12 protein-coding genes are annotated in these 14,509 nt (G+C 72.2%); 2 read left to right on the top strand and 10 right to left on the bottom strand.

Annotated elements, in window-relative coordinates:
- Positions 1 to 22: 22 nt before the first annotated feature.
- Positions 23 to 1,324, bottom strand: a complete 1,302-nt coding sequence (locus ACWD4J_RS25280) for a glucarate dehydratase family protein (RefSeq protein ID WP_451397710.1) — start codon at positions 1,322 to 1,324, stop codon at positions 23 to 25.
- A gap of 200 nt (positions 1,325 to 1,524) precedes the next feature.
- Here ACWD4J_RS25280 and ACWD4J_RS25275 point away from each other — a divergent pair, with 200 nt between their 5' ends.
- Positions 1,525 to 2,370 (top strand): IclR family transcriptional regulator, encoded by an 846-nt coding sequence (locus ACWD4J_RS25275; protein ID WP_451397709.1) that lies wholly within the window; start codon positions 1,525 to 1,527, stop codon positions 2,368 to 2,370.
- A 233-nt stretch (positions 2,371 to 2,603) separates the two neighbouring features.
- On the top strand, positions 2,604 to 3,968 hold the full coding sequence (locus ACWD4J_RS25270; RefSeq protein WP_451397708.1) for an MFS transporter: 1,365 nt from the start codon (positions 2,604 to 2,606) through the stop codon (positions 3,966 to 3,968).
- Between the two features lie 35 nt (positions 3,969 to 4,003).
- On the opposite strand, the gene ACWD4J_RS25265 is transcribed toward ACWD4J_RS25270, so the two are convergent.
- The 9 genes from ACWD4J_RS25265 to hrcA form a co-directional block, all read right to left on the bottom strand.
- Positions 4,004 to 4,999, bottom strand: coding sequence for an adenosine deaminase (locus tag ACWD4J_RS25265; RefSeq protein ID WP_451397707.1), 996 nt, complete (start codon positions 4,997 to 4,999; stop codon positions 4,004 to 4,006).
- A gap of 89 nt (positions 5,000 to 5,088) precedes the next feature.
- Entirely contained in the window at positions 5,089 to 6,027 is a 939-nt protein-coding gene (locus tag ACWD4J_RS25260) for a ribonuclease Z (RefSeq protein WP_451397706.1), read from the bottom strand.
- A 6-nt stretch (positions 6,028 to 6,033) separates the two neighbouring features.
- A complete protein-coding gene (locus tag ACWD4J_RS25255; protein ID WP_451397705.1) occupies positions 6,034 to 6,393 on the bottom strand; it encodes a histidine triad nucleotide-binding protein in 360 nt (119 codons plus the stop codon).
- A gap of 115 nt (positions 6,394 to 6,508) precedes the next feature.
- A complete protein-coding gene (locus tag ACWD4J_RS25250) occupies positions 6,509 to 9,739 on the bottom strand; it encodes a S41 family peptidase (protein WP_451397704.1) in 3,231 nt (1,076 codons plus the stop codon).
- A gap of 101 nt (positions 9,740 to 9,840) precedes the next feature.
- A complete protein-coding gene (locus tag ACWD4J_RS25245; RefSeq protein ID WP_451397703.1) occupies positions 9,841 to 10,233 on the bottom strand; it encodes a VOC family protein in 393 nt (130 codons plus the stop codon).
- A 76-nt stretch (positions 10,234 to 10,309) separates the two neighbouring features.
- Positions 10,310 to 11,056: a 16S rRNA (uracil(1498)-N(3))-methyltransferase gene (locus ACWD4J_RS25240; protein ID WP_451397702.1), complete on the bottom strand. Its 747-nt coding sequence runs from the start codon at positions 11,054 to 11,056 to the stop codon at positions 10,310 to 10,312.
- Positions 11,053 to 12,126: a nitronate monooxygenase gene (locus ACWD4J_RS25235; protein WP_451397701.1), complete on the bottom strand. Its 1,074-nt coding sequence runs from the start codon at positions 12,124 to 12,126 to the stop codon at positions 11,053 to 11,055. The genes ACWD4J_RS25240 and ACWD4J_RS25235 overlap by 4 nt, the downstream gene beginning before the upstream one ends.
- A 67-nt stretch (positions 12,127 to 12,193) precedes the next feature.
- Complete coding sequence (gene dnaJ, locus ACWD4J_RS25230; RefSeq protein ID WP_451397700.1) at positions 12,194 to 13,330, bottom strand: molecular chaperone DnaJ; 1,137 nt, start codon at positions 13,328 to 13,330, stop codon at positions 12,194 to 12,196.
- The gene (gene hrcA, locus ACWD4J_RS25225; RefSeq protein WP_451397699.1) at positions 13,331 to 14,347 is read right to left on the bottom strand and encodes a heat-inducible transcriptional repressor HrcA; all 1,017 of its coding nucleotides are present in this window, start codon (positions 14,345 to 14,347) and stop codon (positions 13,331 to 13,333) included.
- Positions 14,348 to 14,509 lie beyond the last annotated feature (162 nt).

Raw genomic sequence — 14,509 nt, 5'->3', positions numbered from 1 at the left:
CCTGTGCCCGTCTCCGGAGGGGCTACCAGCGCGGCACGGCCGGCGGCGTCCACTCCGGGTCGGCGACCCGCATCGCCGCCTCGTCGTCGCGCTCGCGCATCGTCCCGTCGTCGTCGAGCCACCGCTGGTGCAGGAAGGCCAGCTTGTCGCGGTCGAGTTCCACGCCGAGGCCGGGGGTGTCGGTGACTTTCACGGTGCCGTCCTCGAAGGCGATGCGTTCGGTGAGGACGTCCTCGGACTGCCACGGGTAGTGGGAGTCGCAGGCGTGGTGCAGGCCCGGGACGGTCGACGCGACGTGGGTCATCGCGGCGAGGCTGATCCCCAGATGCGTGTTGGAGTGCATGGACACGCCGACGCCGAAGGTGCGGCAGATGGCGGCCAGTTCACGGGTGTTGCGCAGCCCGCCCCAGTAGTGGTGGTCGGAGAGCACCACCTGGACGGCGTCGCGCGTGAACGCCTCCTTGATCTCCGCGAAGGTCGTCACGCACATGTTGGTGGCGAGCGGGACGGAGGTCTGCGCGGAGACAGCGGCCATGCCGTCGGTGCCGAGCGTCGGGTCCTCCAGGTACTCGAGTACGTCGCCGAGTTCGGCGGCGACCTTCAGCGAGGTCGCGACGGACCAGGCGCCGTTGGGGTCGAGGCGCAGCGGGTGGCCGGGGAAGGCCTCGGCGAGCGCCCTGATCGCGGCGATCTCCTCGTCCGGCGGGAAGACACCGCCCTTGAGCTTGAAGGACGTGAAGCCGTAGCGCTCGGTGAACCTGCGGGCCTGCTCGACGATCCCGGCGGGGTCGACGGCCTCGCCCCAGTCGTCCTTCTCGCTCGCCACGCCCGCCGGGTGGTCGGCCCACTTGTAGAAGAGGTACGCGCTGTACTCGACCGCGTCGCGCACCTTGCCGCCGAGCAGCGCGTGCACGGGCAGGCCGAGGGCCTTGCCGAGTGCGTCGAGGCAGGCCACCTCGAAGCCGGACGCGATGGACAGCCGCAGCTTGTCGGCGGTCTGGACGCCGCGCTGACCGCCGACGTCGAGGGAGTTCTCGACGCGGTCGGCGTCCACGGCGACCTGGTCGGCGACGGTGAAGAGTCCGCCCAGGTCCGAGACCTGGCGCCCGACGAGCCGGTCGGCGAGGGGCCGGGCCAGCTCCAGGTACTTGGTGTCGCCGTACGTCTCGCCGACGCCCGTGATCCCGTCGGCGGTCACGACCTCCACGATCAGGCGGGGCGTGTAGGGCTGGTGGACGCCCTGCGTGTTCAGCAGCGGCGGGTCGGCCACGAGGATCGGCGTGAGCCGCACCTCGCTGATGGTCAGATCGCGTTCGGTATTCATCCTCGGCCTCCCTGCCGTCCACGGCGTTCCACCACCGACGCCGGCAGCGTCATCTTCATATGTAGATGATGTCCGTGCATGAGAATGGAGGCTAGAGAGACCAGCGGAGACCGTCAATGGACAAGGCGGACACGGGCCGCGCGATGTCCGGCAACGCCCTCACCGGCTCCCTCCCGCCCACCCGCCACTACGATCGACGCATGTCGGAAGATGTCCGCCCGCGAACCGGCCCAGGCGCCGGACCGGAAGCACGCCCGGCGCCCGAACCGGGCGGCGTCCGCGAAGTGAAGTCCGCCGCACGGACGGTGGAGTTGCTGGAGCTGCTTGCCGCGCGCGCCGACCGGCCCGCACGCCTGCAGGAGCTCGCCGAGGAGCTCTGCGTACCGCGCAGCTCGATGTACGCCCTGCTGCAGACGCTGATCAGCCGCGGCTGGGTCCGCACGGACATCACCGGCTCCCTCTACGGCATCGGCATCCACGCCCTGCTGACCGGCACCACCTACCTGGACTCCGACCCGCGCGTGCGCCTCGTACGCCCCTACCTGGACGAGGCCTCGGAGGCGCTCGGCGAGACCATCCACATGGGCCGGCTCGACGGGGCGGACGTGGCGTATCTGGCCACCCGCGAGTCGCACGAATACCTGCGCACGATCAGCCGGGTGGGCCGGCGGCTGCCCGCGCACATGGGCGCGCTCGGCAAGGCGCTGCTCGCCGAACGCCCGGACACCGAGCTGCCCGACGGCCCGTACGAACGCGCCACCCCGAACACCCTCACCGACCGCGCCTCGCTCGCCGCCGACCTGGCCGCGGTGCGCGAACGCGGCTACTCCACCGACCGCGAGGAGGGCGTCATCGGCATCGTCGGCTTCGGCTTCGCGCTGCGCTACGACGCGCCCGCACCGGCACAGGACGCGATCAGCTGCTCGGCACCGGTGGCACGGCTCACCGACGAACACGAGCAGCAGATCGTCGCCGTGATGCAGGAGATCCGCGCCAAGATCGAAGCGACCGCACCGCCGGCGAACGGCGCACCGAACTGGCGCTGAGCCGCCCGTCGCACCGCACGCGCAACGCACCGCGCGGACCAAGACACCGACGCAAAAAGCAGCGCTCCTACCCGGTCATCCGCACTGCAAACCCAATGTGCCGCAGATCACACCTCCCCGGCTTCTTCGCGGCTGTACGTGCTTGATACAAATTGGCGCGCGTTCCTGTCCGTCGACAGCCGCTTACCCCCTCTCCACCCCATCTGTCGTTTTCGCATGCCCTGGGAACGCCCGTGTCACCGCGCCACAACTCCGTGCCGCCCGCTGCCTCCTGGCCGCTCGTCGCCCTCTTCACGGCCGGCTATCTCGCCGCCTACCTCCTGCCCACCGTGGTGGGCAGGCTCGGCGCCGGACTCGGACTCGGCCCCACTCAGGCCGGGGCCGTAGGCAGCGCACTGCTGCTGTGCTCCGCCTCCGCCGGATTCACCCTTGCCTCCCGCGTGGAAGCCCTCGGCCCGCGACGACTGGCCCGAGCCGGGCTGCTGCTGGCGGCCACGGGCTACGGCTGCGCCGCGCTGTCCTCCGCCGTGCCGCTCGTCGTGGCCGGCGCGGCAGTGGGCGGATTCGGCTCCGGTACGGCGACGACGGTCGCCGCGGCGGGCATCGCCGGCCGACGCGATCCGCACCGGACCTCCACGCTCGGACTGCTCGGCGTGTCGGCACTGGCCGGCGCCCTGTATCTGACGATCCCTCACCTCGGTGGCGGGCACAGCATGCCGTTCGCCGCACTCGCGCTCACGGCACTGCTGGTGTGGCCCGCGACGGGCCGGCTGGCCGGGCCGGGCACCACAGCCGGCAACGCCGCGGCGCCCGGCACTCCCCTCCCCCACCGCCGTTCGGGGCTCGTCCTCGCGGGCGCCATGCTGTGCTGGTCGCTGACCCAGAACGCGCTGTGGGGCGTGAGCAGCCGTATCGGCACCAGCCAGGCAGGACTCGGCGAAGCCGCCGTGGGCGCGGTCTTCGCGGCCGCGCTGGGCACCGCACTCCTCGGCGTCATCGGCGCGAGTGCGCTGGGCGCGCGGCTGGGTCGCGCACTGCCGATCGGCGCGGGCACCGCGCTGATCGCCTGCTGCATCGCCGTCAGCGCGTCCGCCGACGACCTGCCGTCCTTCGCGACCGGCGAGATCGCCTGGAACACGGTCTACCCGGTGGTTCTTTCGTACCTGATCGGTCTGGCCGCGTCGCTGGACCCGCGCGGCCGCTGGGCGGTGCTCGTGGGGTCGGCGTCATCCCTGGGAACGGCCTGCGGCCCGCTGGCCGGCAGCCTCCTGTCGGCATGGGCGGGCTACCCGGCGATGGGCGCCCTCCTGGGTGCCGGACTCCTCGTCCTGGCGGCACCGCTGACGGCGGTCGCCCTGCACACCGGCGGCCGCCCGCTCGCACCCGGCACCATCCGCCGCCGCGGCGGAGCGCCCGCGGCGGTACTCGCCGCCAAGACCGGCGCCCCGACCGGTCCGCTCCCGCAGATCGGCACACCGGAGCAGCCGGTCGTGGAGATCACGGTCCGGCGCCCACGACGCTCCCTGTCCCAACGGGCGTTCGACACGACGGCTCAGGAGCCGACACCCCAGCCGAAGACTCCGATCGCGGCCGGCTGAGCCGCGGAGCGGCGCTGAGGCCGGCAACGGCCGCCTCAGCGCCCGAACTCGTACGCCTCGACCTCCGCGAGATACCGCCCCCGCCGCTCCTCGTCATGCTCGAGGAACGCCGCCTCGAAGGAGTTCCGCGCAAGCGCCCGCATCTGCTCCAGCTCGAGCCCGAGCGCATCCCGGACCGCATGGAAGTTGTCTGCGATGTACCCGCCGAAGTACGCGGGGTCGTCGGAGTTGACGGTGCACAGGAGCCCGGCGTCGAGCATCCGCCGCAGCGGGTGCTCCTCGAGGACGTCCACGGCACGCAGCCGTACGTTCGACAGCGGGCACAGCGTCAGCGGCACGCGCTCCCGTACGAGCCGCTCCACCAGCTCGGGGTCCTCCATGGCCCGCAGTCCGTGGTCAATCCGCTCGACGCCGAGCACGTCGAGGGATTCCCAGATGTACGCGGGCGGTCCCTCCTCGCCCGCATGGGCGACACGCCGCAGCCCGAGGGCGGCCGCGGCCTCGTACACCTCGCGGAACTTCACCGGCGGGTGCCCCACCTCGGCCGAGTCGAGCCCGACGCCCACGATCCGGTTCAGGTACGGCTTCGCGGCCTCGAGGGTCTCCATCGCGGACTCGGCGGACTGGTCCCGCAGGAAGCACATGATCAGCTGCGTGGAGACACCGTGCCGCTCCTCGGACCGGTCCAGCGCCCTCGCCAGGCCCTCGATCACCGTGCCGATGCCGACGCCGCGCGCGATGTGCGCCTGCGGATCGAAGAAGATCTCCGCATGCCGGACCCCCTGCGCGGCGGCCCGCTCGAGATACGCGTCCGCGAGCTCCTCGAAGTCCCGCTCGGTGCGGAGCACGGCCATCAGCTCGTAGTACAGGTCGAGGAACGACTGCAGGTCGCTGAACTGGTACGCCTTGCGCAGCGCTTCGGTGTCCGCGTACGGCAGCTGGACGCCGTTGCGCGCGGCGAGCGCGAAGGCGAGCTCGGGTTCGAGGGTGCCTTCGATGTGGAGGTGGAGTTCGGCTTTGGGGAGGGGCACGGTCGCGCCTTACGTTCGAGTCGTGGGGTGCGTGCCATGTGACGGCACGGGATCTTCATCGTACGAGGAGAGGCACGCGCGCGTGCCCGCTACCGCCCGCCACGCTTCGGCAACGGCACCCGCATCAGATCCGCGGCCACCGTCAGCTCCCCGTCGAACCCCGCGACACGCGCCTCGCGCTCGAACTCCTCCGCGACCCCGGCCCCCGAAGGGCCGCCACGCTCGTTGTAGCGCTGGCTGAAGTGCGTCAGTACGAGATGCCGTACGCCCGCGTCCCTCGCCACCCGCGCCGCCTGGACGGCGGTCAAGTGACCGTGTTCCTCGGCCAGGTGCTCGTCCTCGTGCAGGAACGTCGACTCGATGACGAGCATGTCGCACCCGTCGGCGAGCGCGTGCACGCCGTCGCACAGCCGGGTGTCCATGACGAAGGCGAACCGCTGGCCGCGCCGCACCTCGCTGACGTCCTCGAGGGCCACGCCGTTCAGTACGCCGTCGCGCTGGATGCGGCCGACGTCAGGCCCCTTGATGCCGTGCGCGGCGAGCCGTTCGGGCAGCATGCGGCGGCCGTCCGGCTCGACGAGCCGGTAGCCGTAGGACTCGACGGGGTGGGAGAGCTTCCGCGCCTCGAGCGTGTACGCGTGCGTGGCGGCGATCACCCCGTCGGCGGCGACCGGCTCCTCCGTCAGGTCCACCGTCTCGCGGTACGCCGTCGCGTACCGCAGCCGGTCGAAGAACCGCTTCCCGGACCGCGGATAGTGCGCGGTGATCTCGTGCGGCACCCGGTCGAGATTGATCCGCTGGATCACCCCGGCGAGGCCGAGCGAGTGGTCGCCGTGGAAGTGCGTGACGCACAGCCGGTTCAGGTCGTGCGCGGCGACCCCGGCGCGCAGCATCTGCCGCTGGGTGCCCTCGCCGGGGTCGAAGAGGATGCCCTCGCCGTCCCAGCGCAGCAGATAGCCGTTGTGGTTGCGGTGCCGGGTCGGGACCTGGCTGGCGGTGCCGAGCACCACCAATTCACGTACGGACACCGGTGGTTACCCGGGGGGCCACTGCAGGCCGCGGCCGCCCAGCACGTGCAGGTGCGCGTGGAACACGGTCTGGCCCGCGCCGGTGCCGGTGTTGAAGACGACCCGGTAGCCCCGGTCCTCGATCTTGTCCTCGGCCGCGATCTCACGGGACTCACGCAGTATGTCGGCGATGATCGTCGGCTCGGCGGCGGCGAGCGTCGCGGCGTCCGGGTAGTGCACCTTGGGGATGATCAGGACGTGGGTCGGTGCCTGGGGGTTGATGTCGCGGAAGGCGACGGTGGTCTCGGTCTCCCGTACGACGGTTGCCGGGACCTCTCCCGCGACGATCTTGCAGAACAGGCAGTCGGCCTGCGCTTCACCCGCCATCTAGGGCCTCCTCACAACGCTGATCGTTTACGACGGCATGGTATCCACCACGAGCACCGCCGACTGCCGCCCCCGCCGTGGGCGCCGGCGCCGCCCGCAGCGGGGCGGGGACGCGTCAGTCGAGCGCCGGGAGCCCCGGCGCCCCCTTCGCCGGGTTCTCCGCCAGCGCGGCCAGCGCGATCCGTATCGCCTCGTCCAGCTGCGGATCCCGCCCGGCGGCGTGATCCTGCGGCGCGTGGACGACCTCGACGTCCGGGTCGACGCCGTGGTTCTCGACACCCCACCCGTACCCCTCCAGCCAGAAGGCGTACTTGGGCTGGGTGACGAGCGTGCCGTCGACGAGCCGGTAGCGGCTGTCGATGCCGATGACGCCGCCCCACGTCCGCACGCCCACGACGGGCCCGATGCCCAGCGCCTTGATCGCGGCGTTGACGATGTCGCCGTCCGAGCCGGAGAACTCGTTGGCGACGGCGACGACGGGGCCGCGGGGCGCGTCCAGCGGATAGCTGTACGGCTGCATCCCGCGCGGCACGTCCCAGCCGACGATGCGCCGGGCGAGCTTCTCGATGACGAGCTGCGAGGTGTGGCCGCCGCGGTTCTCGCGGACGTCCACGACCAGCCCCTCGCGGGCGACCTCGACACGCAGGTCGCGGTGGATCTGCGCCCAGCCGGGCGCCTGCATGTCGGGAACGTGCAGATAGCCGAGCCGTCCGCCGGACTCCTCGTGGACGTACGCCCGCCGGTCGGCGACCCACGCGTGGTACCGGAGGGGCTCCTCGTCGTCGATGGGCACGACCACCGGATGGCGCAGGTCTCCCCCGCCGGCCGGTGAGATCGTCAGCTCGACGGGCTTGCCCGCCGTGCCCACGAGCAGCGGCCCTGGCCCGGCCACCGGGTCGACGGGCTGCCCGCCGACCGCGACGATCGCGTCCCCGGCGCGCACCGCGACGCCGGGCGCGGCGAGCGGCGAGTGCGCCGTGGGGTCGGAGGTCTCCGACGGCAGGATGCGGTCGATGCGCCAGCTGCCGTCCTCGTGCCGGGAGATGTCGGCGCCGAGCAGCCCCTGCCGGGCCCCGGAGCCGCCCCAGCCGCCGCGCGGTGTGACGTAGGCGTGCGAGGTGCCGAGCTCGCCCTGGACCTCCCACAGCAGGTCGACGAGGTCGTCGTGGGTGGCGACGCGCTCCAGGACCGGCCGGTAGCGGTCGAGTACGCCGTCCCAGTCGACGCCGCCGAGGTCGGGCCGCCAGAAGTTGTCCCGCATGAGGCGGCCGGTCTCGTCGAACATCTGCCGCCATTCGGCGGCCGGGTCGAGGGTCTGTCCGATGCGGGACAGGTCGACGGTGATGTTGGTGTCGCTGTCGTCGTCGCCCGAGGCGCGCCGGTCGCTGGGCACCACCTTGAGCCGTTCCCCGGTCCACAGCAGGACGCGCTTGCCGTCGCCGCTGACCGCGAAGTGGTCGGCGTCCGCTGCGAGTTCCTCGAGGCGCTGCTGCACCAGGTCGTAGCGCTCGAGCTCGCTCTTCGGGTCGGGGTCGGAGGGCGTGGCGCGGGAGGTGCCGAGCACCCCCAGCACCGGGTGGCGCAGCCACAGCACGCCGTCCTTGGCCGCGCGCAGGGTGGTGTAGCGGGCGGCCTCGACGGGGAACGGCACGATGCGGTCGGCGAGTCCGTCGAGGTCGATACGGGTGACGGGGGCGCCCTCGCTGTCGGGCGTCTCGTCCTTGTCGGGCGCGTCGAAGGGCCTGCCGTGCCGCTGCGGCCCGAAGGGGGACGGAGTCGTGGCGGCCAGAGTGATCAGGTGCGGCCGCGAGCCGCCCACGAACGCCAGGTCGAAGACGTGCTCGTCGTAGACCGGGTCGAAGGACCGTGCCGAGAGGAACGCGAGGTGCTTGCCGTCCAGCGTGAAGGCGGGCGAGTAGTCCTGGAACCGCAGCGGGGTCGCCTCGGTGACCGACAGGTCGGCGGTGTTGGCGAGCTTGAGCTGGCGCAGCGGTTCGGGGCCCGGGTGGGACCAGGCGAGCCACGTCGAGTCGGGTGAGAAGACGAGACCGCTCGCGTCTCCGTGTTCGCTGCGGTCGACCTCTCGTACCTCTCCGGTCTCCCGTTCGACGAGCAGTACCCGCCCGTCGTGCGAGGCGACGGCGGCGCGGCTGCCGTCGGGGGCCATCGCCAGGCTCAGGACGCGGCCGAGCTGGCCGGCGGCGAGGCGGCGCGGTGTCGCGCCGGGTGCGAGGCCGGTGGCCGGGGCGAATTCGAGGGCGTCGTCGCCTTCGGCGTCGGTCACCCACACGACGTGTTCCTCGCCGTCCACCCGGAAGGTGCGCGGCAGCCGGGCGCGTACGCCGTGCGTGGCGGCGAGCGCGCGGGCGGGGCCCTCGCGGTGGGTGACCCAGTGGACGGCGCCGCGGACGGAGACGGCGCTGCCGCGCCCGGTGTGGTCGGGCGCGGCGGCGCCGAACCAGCGGGCGGCGTTGACGGGGTGCGGCTGGAGGTCGGTGCGCTGCCCACCGAGGCGCAAGGAGAGCCGGCGAGGCTCGGCGCCTTCGAGGTCGTCGAGGAGCCACAGTTCACCGCCGCTCGCGTAGACGACCCGGGTGCCGTCGGTCGAGGCGTGCCGGGCGTAGAAGCTCGTCGCGGTGTGCACAGGCGTGTGCCGCCGGAGGTCGGAGCCGTCGGCGAGGGACGAGTACACGGCGCCCACGCCCTCGTGGTCGGAGAGGAACGCGACCCTGTCCCCGACCCACATGGGGTACTCGATGTTCCCGTCGAGCCCGTCGTGCAGCCGGACGAACTCGCCGGCCCCTTCCCCGTCGCCGACGTCCCTGCCGATCCACATCTTGCCTGCTGTGCCGCCCCGGTAGCGCTTCCACCAGGCGGCCTCGCGCCCCATCGTCGCGGAGAGAAGCACGACCCGGGAGTCGGGGCCGTACGCGACGGCGCCCACGGGCCCGTACGGAAGGGTGGCCGCGGGACCGCCGTCGAGCGGCACCGCCCGTGCCCAGCTGCGGCGCAGCGAGGCCTGGCCGTGCGTGGTGAGCGCGAGGACGTGTCCGTCGGGGGTCCAGCCGCGGACGGTCGTGCGCTGGCTGCCCCAGTACGTCAGCCGCCGGGACGGTCCGCCGTCGACGGGTGCGATGTGCACCTCGGGTGCCCCGTCGCGGGTGGACGCCCAGGCGACGGTGGTGCCGTCCGGGGAGATCCGGGGGTGGTTGACGGGGACGTTGTCGGCGCTGACCCGCCAGGCGCGGCCGCCGTCGAGGGGCGCGACCCAGACGTCGTCCTCAGCGGTGAAGGCGAGCAGGTCGCCGTGCAGATGCGGGAACCGAAGGTACGCAGGCTGTGTCACCCGATCACACTAAGCAGTCACCGCCGTCCAGGTCAGCGTTTTCGATCAGTTCGGGCCGCGGACCTGCACGGTCACCTGCCCCGTCGCGCCGCCCGGGGCCCTCAGCCGCGCATCAGCAGCCACTCCTGAAGCTCCACCAGATTGCCCTCGGGGTCCTTGAGATGGGCGACGCGCAGCCGGTCCGTCATGGCGGCGGGCCCGTGCTCGAGGACCGCTCCGCGGCCGACGAGTTCCGCGCAGTACGCGTCGAGGTTGTCGACGCGCAGCACCACCAGGGAGCGGTGCCCGTTCACGGTGTCGGCGAGTTCGCCGAGCACCTCGGCCATCATGGCGCGGTCCTGCAGCGCGATGCCCGCCGAGCCGACGGCCGGGCTGAACTTCTCGTACGGGCCGTCCTGCGCGCCCGACTGCGGCTTCAGCCCGAGCACCTCGGCGTAGAAGCGGTAGCAGGCCTGGAAGTCGGAGACGAGCAGCCTCACCTGGGCCAGTTCCAATGCGGCCTCCTTCTCGGCACACATCCGGGGCCGCCCTGCGGCGACCGGTGCGGTCGCCGGGGGACTCGGCCGGGCGTCAGGACCAGCGGCCGGTGCGGCCGAGCAGCAGCGCGACAGCCGCCGTCCCCGCGGTCGACGTACGCAGCACGGTACGCCCCAGCCGGTACGTCCTGGCGCCTGCCGCCGAAAAGACCTGCAGCTCTTCGGGTGACACTCCCCCTTCGGGCCCCACGACCAGCACGATCTCGCCCGTGGCGGGAAGGCCGGCGGTGGCCAGCGGCTCGCTGCTGTAGTCCCGCTCCTCGTGCAGGACGGCCGCGAGGTCCGCCGTGGCCAGAAGCGCGGCGACCTGCTTGGTCGTCATGGCGTCCGCGACCTCGGGGAAGCGCACCCGGCGCGACTGCTTGCCCGCCTCGCGCGCCGTCGCCCGCCACTTGCCGAGCGCCTTGACGCCCCGCTCGCCCTTCCACTGCGTGATACAGCGCGACGCCGACCACGGCACGATCACGTCGACACCGGTCTCGGTCATGGTCTCCACCGCGAGCTCGCCCCGGTCGCCCTTGGGCAGGGCCTGCACGACGGTGATACGGGGCGTGGGCGGCGGTTCCTCCTGGACGGCCGCCAGATCCGTCACGACGAGCCGGTCCTTGCCCTCGGCCGCCTTGACGACGCCTTCCGTCCAGCGGCCGTGCCCGTCGGTGAGCACGACGTCCTCGCCCGGCCGCAGCCGCTTCACGGACACGGCGTGCCGCCCCTCGGGCCCGTCCAGCACGTACTCGGGGCCGCCCGGGACCTCGTCCACCACGAACACCGGCGCGGTCATGAGCCACTCTCCACGGACAACGCCGCCTTCGCGACGTCCAGTTCGGCGGCCAGCACCTCGACGAGCTGCCCGGCCGGGAGTTCCCGCGCCAGCCGGTGCCCCTGCCCCGCCCACAGCGCCATGCCCTGCGGGTCACCGGCCCCCGCGGCCGCCTTGCGCAGCCCGGAGGTGAGGTGGTGGATCTGCGGGTACGCGGCCGGGGCGTACGGACCGTGCTCGCGCATGAAGCGGTTGACGAGGCCGCGGGCCGGGCGCCCGGAGAAGGCCCGCGTCAGTTCGGTGCGGGCGAAGAGGGGGTTGGTCAGCGCGTCCTTGTGCAGGGCGTTGGCACCCGACTCGGGCGTCACCAGGAACGCCGTGCCCAGCTGCGCGGCCTGGGCGCCGGCCGCGAGTGCCCCGGCGATCTGCGCGCCGCGCATCATCCCGCCGGCCGCCACGATCGGCAGCCGCACGCTCTCGCGGACCTGTGTGATCAGCGACAGCAGGCCGATGCCCGCGGCGTCGTTCTCCGGGTTGTCGCGGTGGGTGCCCTGGTGGCCGCCTGCCTCGACGCCCTGTACGACCACGGCGTCCGCGCCGGCCCGCTGCACGGTCTGGGCCTCCTCGACCGTGGTGGCGGTGACCATGGTCAGCGTGCCCGCACGCGAGAGCGACTCGAGCACCTCGGGGGCCGGGCAGCCGAAGTGGAAGGAGACGACCGGGACCGGGTCGTCGAGGAGGATCGCCAGCTTGGCGTCGTAGCCGTCGTCGCGGCCGCCGTCGGGATCGCCCAGCTCGGTGCCGTACCAGGCGGCCTCACCGGCGAGCTGGTTGCGGTAGACGTCCACGGCAGCCGGGTCCGCACAGTCCGGCTGCGGCATGAAGAGATTCACACCGAACGGCCGGCTCGTCAGCGAGCGCAGCCGTTGGATCTCCTGGTACATCCCGTCAGCGGTCTTGTAGCCGGCCGCGAGAAACCCGAGCCCGCCGGCCTCCGAGACGGCCGCAGCGAGCTGCGGCCGCGACACGCCGCCCGCCATGGGGGCCTGCACGATCGGAAGAGGAAAGAGATCGCTCAGTGCGCTGGACATGACCGCATGTTGTCACGTCCAGCACACGAGTCCGAATCGGCCCTTCCGCATGACCCGGCAGGCGGCGTCACCGCCCGTTGAACGCGTCCTTGAGCCGCGAGAACAACCCCTGCTGCCCCGGCTGGAACTGCCCCAGGGGCCGCTCCTCCCCGCGCAGCTGCGCCAGCTCCCGCAGCAACCGCTCCTGCTCAGGATCAAGCTTCGAAGGCGTCTGCACCTCGACATGCACGACGAGATCACCGCGCCCGCCACCCCGCAGATGCGTGATGCCGCGCCCGTGCAGCGGGATCGACTGCCCGGACTGCGTACCGGGCCGGATGTCGACCTCCTCCAGCCCGTCCAGCGTCTCCAGCGGCACCTTCGTGCCGAGCGCGGCGGCCGTCATCGGGATGGTGACCGTGCAGTGCAGATCGTCGCCACGCCGCTGGAACACCGGGTGCGGCAGCTCGTGGATCTCCACGTACAGGTCGCCCGCGGGTCCGCCGCCGGGTCCGACCTCGCCCTCACCGGCGAGCTGGATCCGCGTGCCGTTGTCGACACCGGCCGGGATCTTCACGGTCAGCGTGCGACGCGACCGCACACGCCCGTCGCCCGCGCACTCCGGGCACGGGGTCGGCACGACCGTGCCGAAGCCCTGGCACTGCGGGCACGGCCGCGAGGTCATGACCTGGCCGAGGAACGACCGCGTGACCTGCGACACCTCACCGCGGCCGCGGCACATGTCACACGTCTGCGCCGAGGTGCCAGGGGCGGCACCCTCGCCGTTGCAGGTGTTGCACACCACGGCCGTGTCGACCTGGATGTCCTTGGTGGTGCCGAAGGCCGCCTCGTCCAGCTCGATCTCGAGCCGGATCATCGCGTCCTGGCCGCGCCGCGTACGCGACCGCGGGCCCCGCTGGGACGCCGTACCGAAGAAGGCGTCCATGATGTCCGAGAAGTTGCCGAAGCCGCCGGCGCCGAAGCCGCCCGCGCCCGCGCCGCCGCTCGCCGAGAGCGGGTCGCCGCCGAGGTCGTAGACCTGCTTCTTCTGCGGGTCCGACAACACCTCGTACGCGGCGTTGATCTCCTTGAAGCGCTCTTGCGTCTTCGGGTCCGGGTTGACGTCCGGGTGCAGCTCGCGGGCGAGCCTCCGGAATGCCTTCTTGATCTCGTCCTGGGAAGCGTCGCGGCGCACGCCGAGTACGGCGTAGTAGTCCGTGGCCACTTACGACTCCGCCAGGATCTGTCCGACGTAACGTGCCACTGCGCGTACTGCTCCCATCGTTCCCGGGTAGTCCATGCGGGTCGGGCCGACCACGCCGAGCTTGGCGACTGCCTCGCCGCCCGAACCGTAGCCCACCGACACCACAGACGTGGAGTTGAGCCCCTCATGGGCGATCTCGTGACCGATACGTACGGTCATGTGCGAATCCTTCGCCTCGCCAAGGAGCTTGAGGAGCACGACCTGCTCCTCAAGCGCCTCGAGCACAGGCCGGATGGTGAGGGGAAAGTCATGTCCGAAGCGGGTGAGATTGGCGGTGCCGCCGATCATCAGCCGCTCCTCGGTCTCCTCCACCAGGGTCTCGAGCAGCGTCGAGAGCACGGTCGAGACGGTGCCGCGGTCGTCGGCCTCGAAGGCCTCCGGCAGATCCTGCACCAGCTGCGGCACGTCGGTGAAGCGGCGGCCGACCACCCGGCTGTTGAGCCGCGCCCGCAGATCGGCGAGAGAGGTCTCGCCGAAGGGGGCGGGGCAGTCGACCATGCGCTGCTCGACCCGGCCGGTGTCCGTGATCAGTACGAGCATCAGCCGGGCCGGGGCCATCGACAGCAGCTCCACATGGCGCACCGTCGACCGCGTGAGCGACGGGTACTGCACCACCGCGACCTGCCGGGTCAGCTGCGCGAGCAGCCGCACCGTGCGTGCCACGACGTCGTCGAGGTCGACGGCGCCGTCGAGGAAGTTCTGGATGGCCCGGCGCTCGGGCGCGGTCATCGGCTTGACGCCCGCGAGCTTGTCGACGAAGAGGCGGTACCCCTTGTCCGTGGGGATGCGCCCCGCGCTGGTGTGCGGCTGGGCGATGTAGCCCTCGTCCTCCAGCACCGCCATGTCGTTGCGCACGGTCGCCGGGGAGACACCGAGGTTGTGCCGCTCGGTCAGGGCCTTGGAGCCGACGGGCTCCTCGGTGCCGACATAGTCCTGGACGATGGCGCGCAGTACTTCGAGTCTGCGTTCACTGAGCATCCGCGCACACCTCCAGGTCGTCGTGTCGTCCCTTACGGCCTCTCGCCTGGCACTCACTGTGTGCGAGTGCCAGCCTTCCCGGGCCAAGTGTACGGCCGTGGGGTACGGCCCCGGCAAGGGCGGTCACACCGGAGCGCTGCCGATATGTGCGGTCTGGGCTGG

The organism is Streptomyces sp. NPDC002577, from assembly GCF_053594815.1.
Note: the sequence above shows the minus strand (reverse complement) of the source record. Positions and strands in the feature narration are given on the sequence as shown.

What these genes read in the sequence shown, in the direction of transcription:
- ACWD4J_RS25280 (WP_451397710.1), bottom strand. Translation starts at nt 1,324, where the DNA reads ATGAATACCGAACGCGATCTGACCATCAGCGAGGTGCGGCTCACGCCG.
- ACWD4J_RS25275 (WP_451397709.1), top strand. Translation starts at nt 1,525, where the DNA reads ATGTCGGAAGATGTCCGCCCGCGAACCGGCCCAGGCGCCGGACCGGAA.
- ACWD4J_RS25255 (WP_451397705.1), bottom strand. Translation starts at nt 6,393, where the DNA reads ATGGCGGGTGAAGCGCAGGCCGACTGCCTGTTCTGCAAGATCGTCGCG.
- ACWD4J_RS25240 (WP_451397702.1), bottom strand. Translation starts at nt 11,056, where the DNA reads ATGACCGCGCCGGTGTTCGTGGTGGACGAGGTCCCGGGCGGCCCCGAG.
- ACWD4J_RS25235 (WP_451397701.1), bottom strand. Translation starts at nt 12,126, where the DNA reads ATGTCCAGCGCACTGAGCGATCTCTTTCCTCTTCCGATCGTGCAGGCC.
- hrcA (WP_451397699.1), bottom strand. Translation starts at nt 14,347, where the DNA reads ATGCTCAGTGAACGCAGACTCGAAGTACTGCGCGCCATCGTCCAGGAC.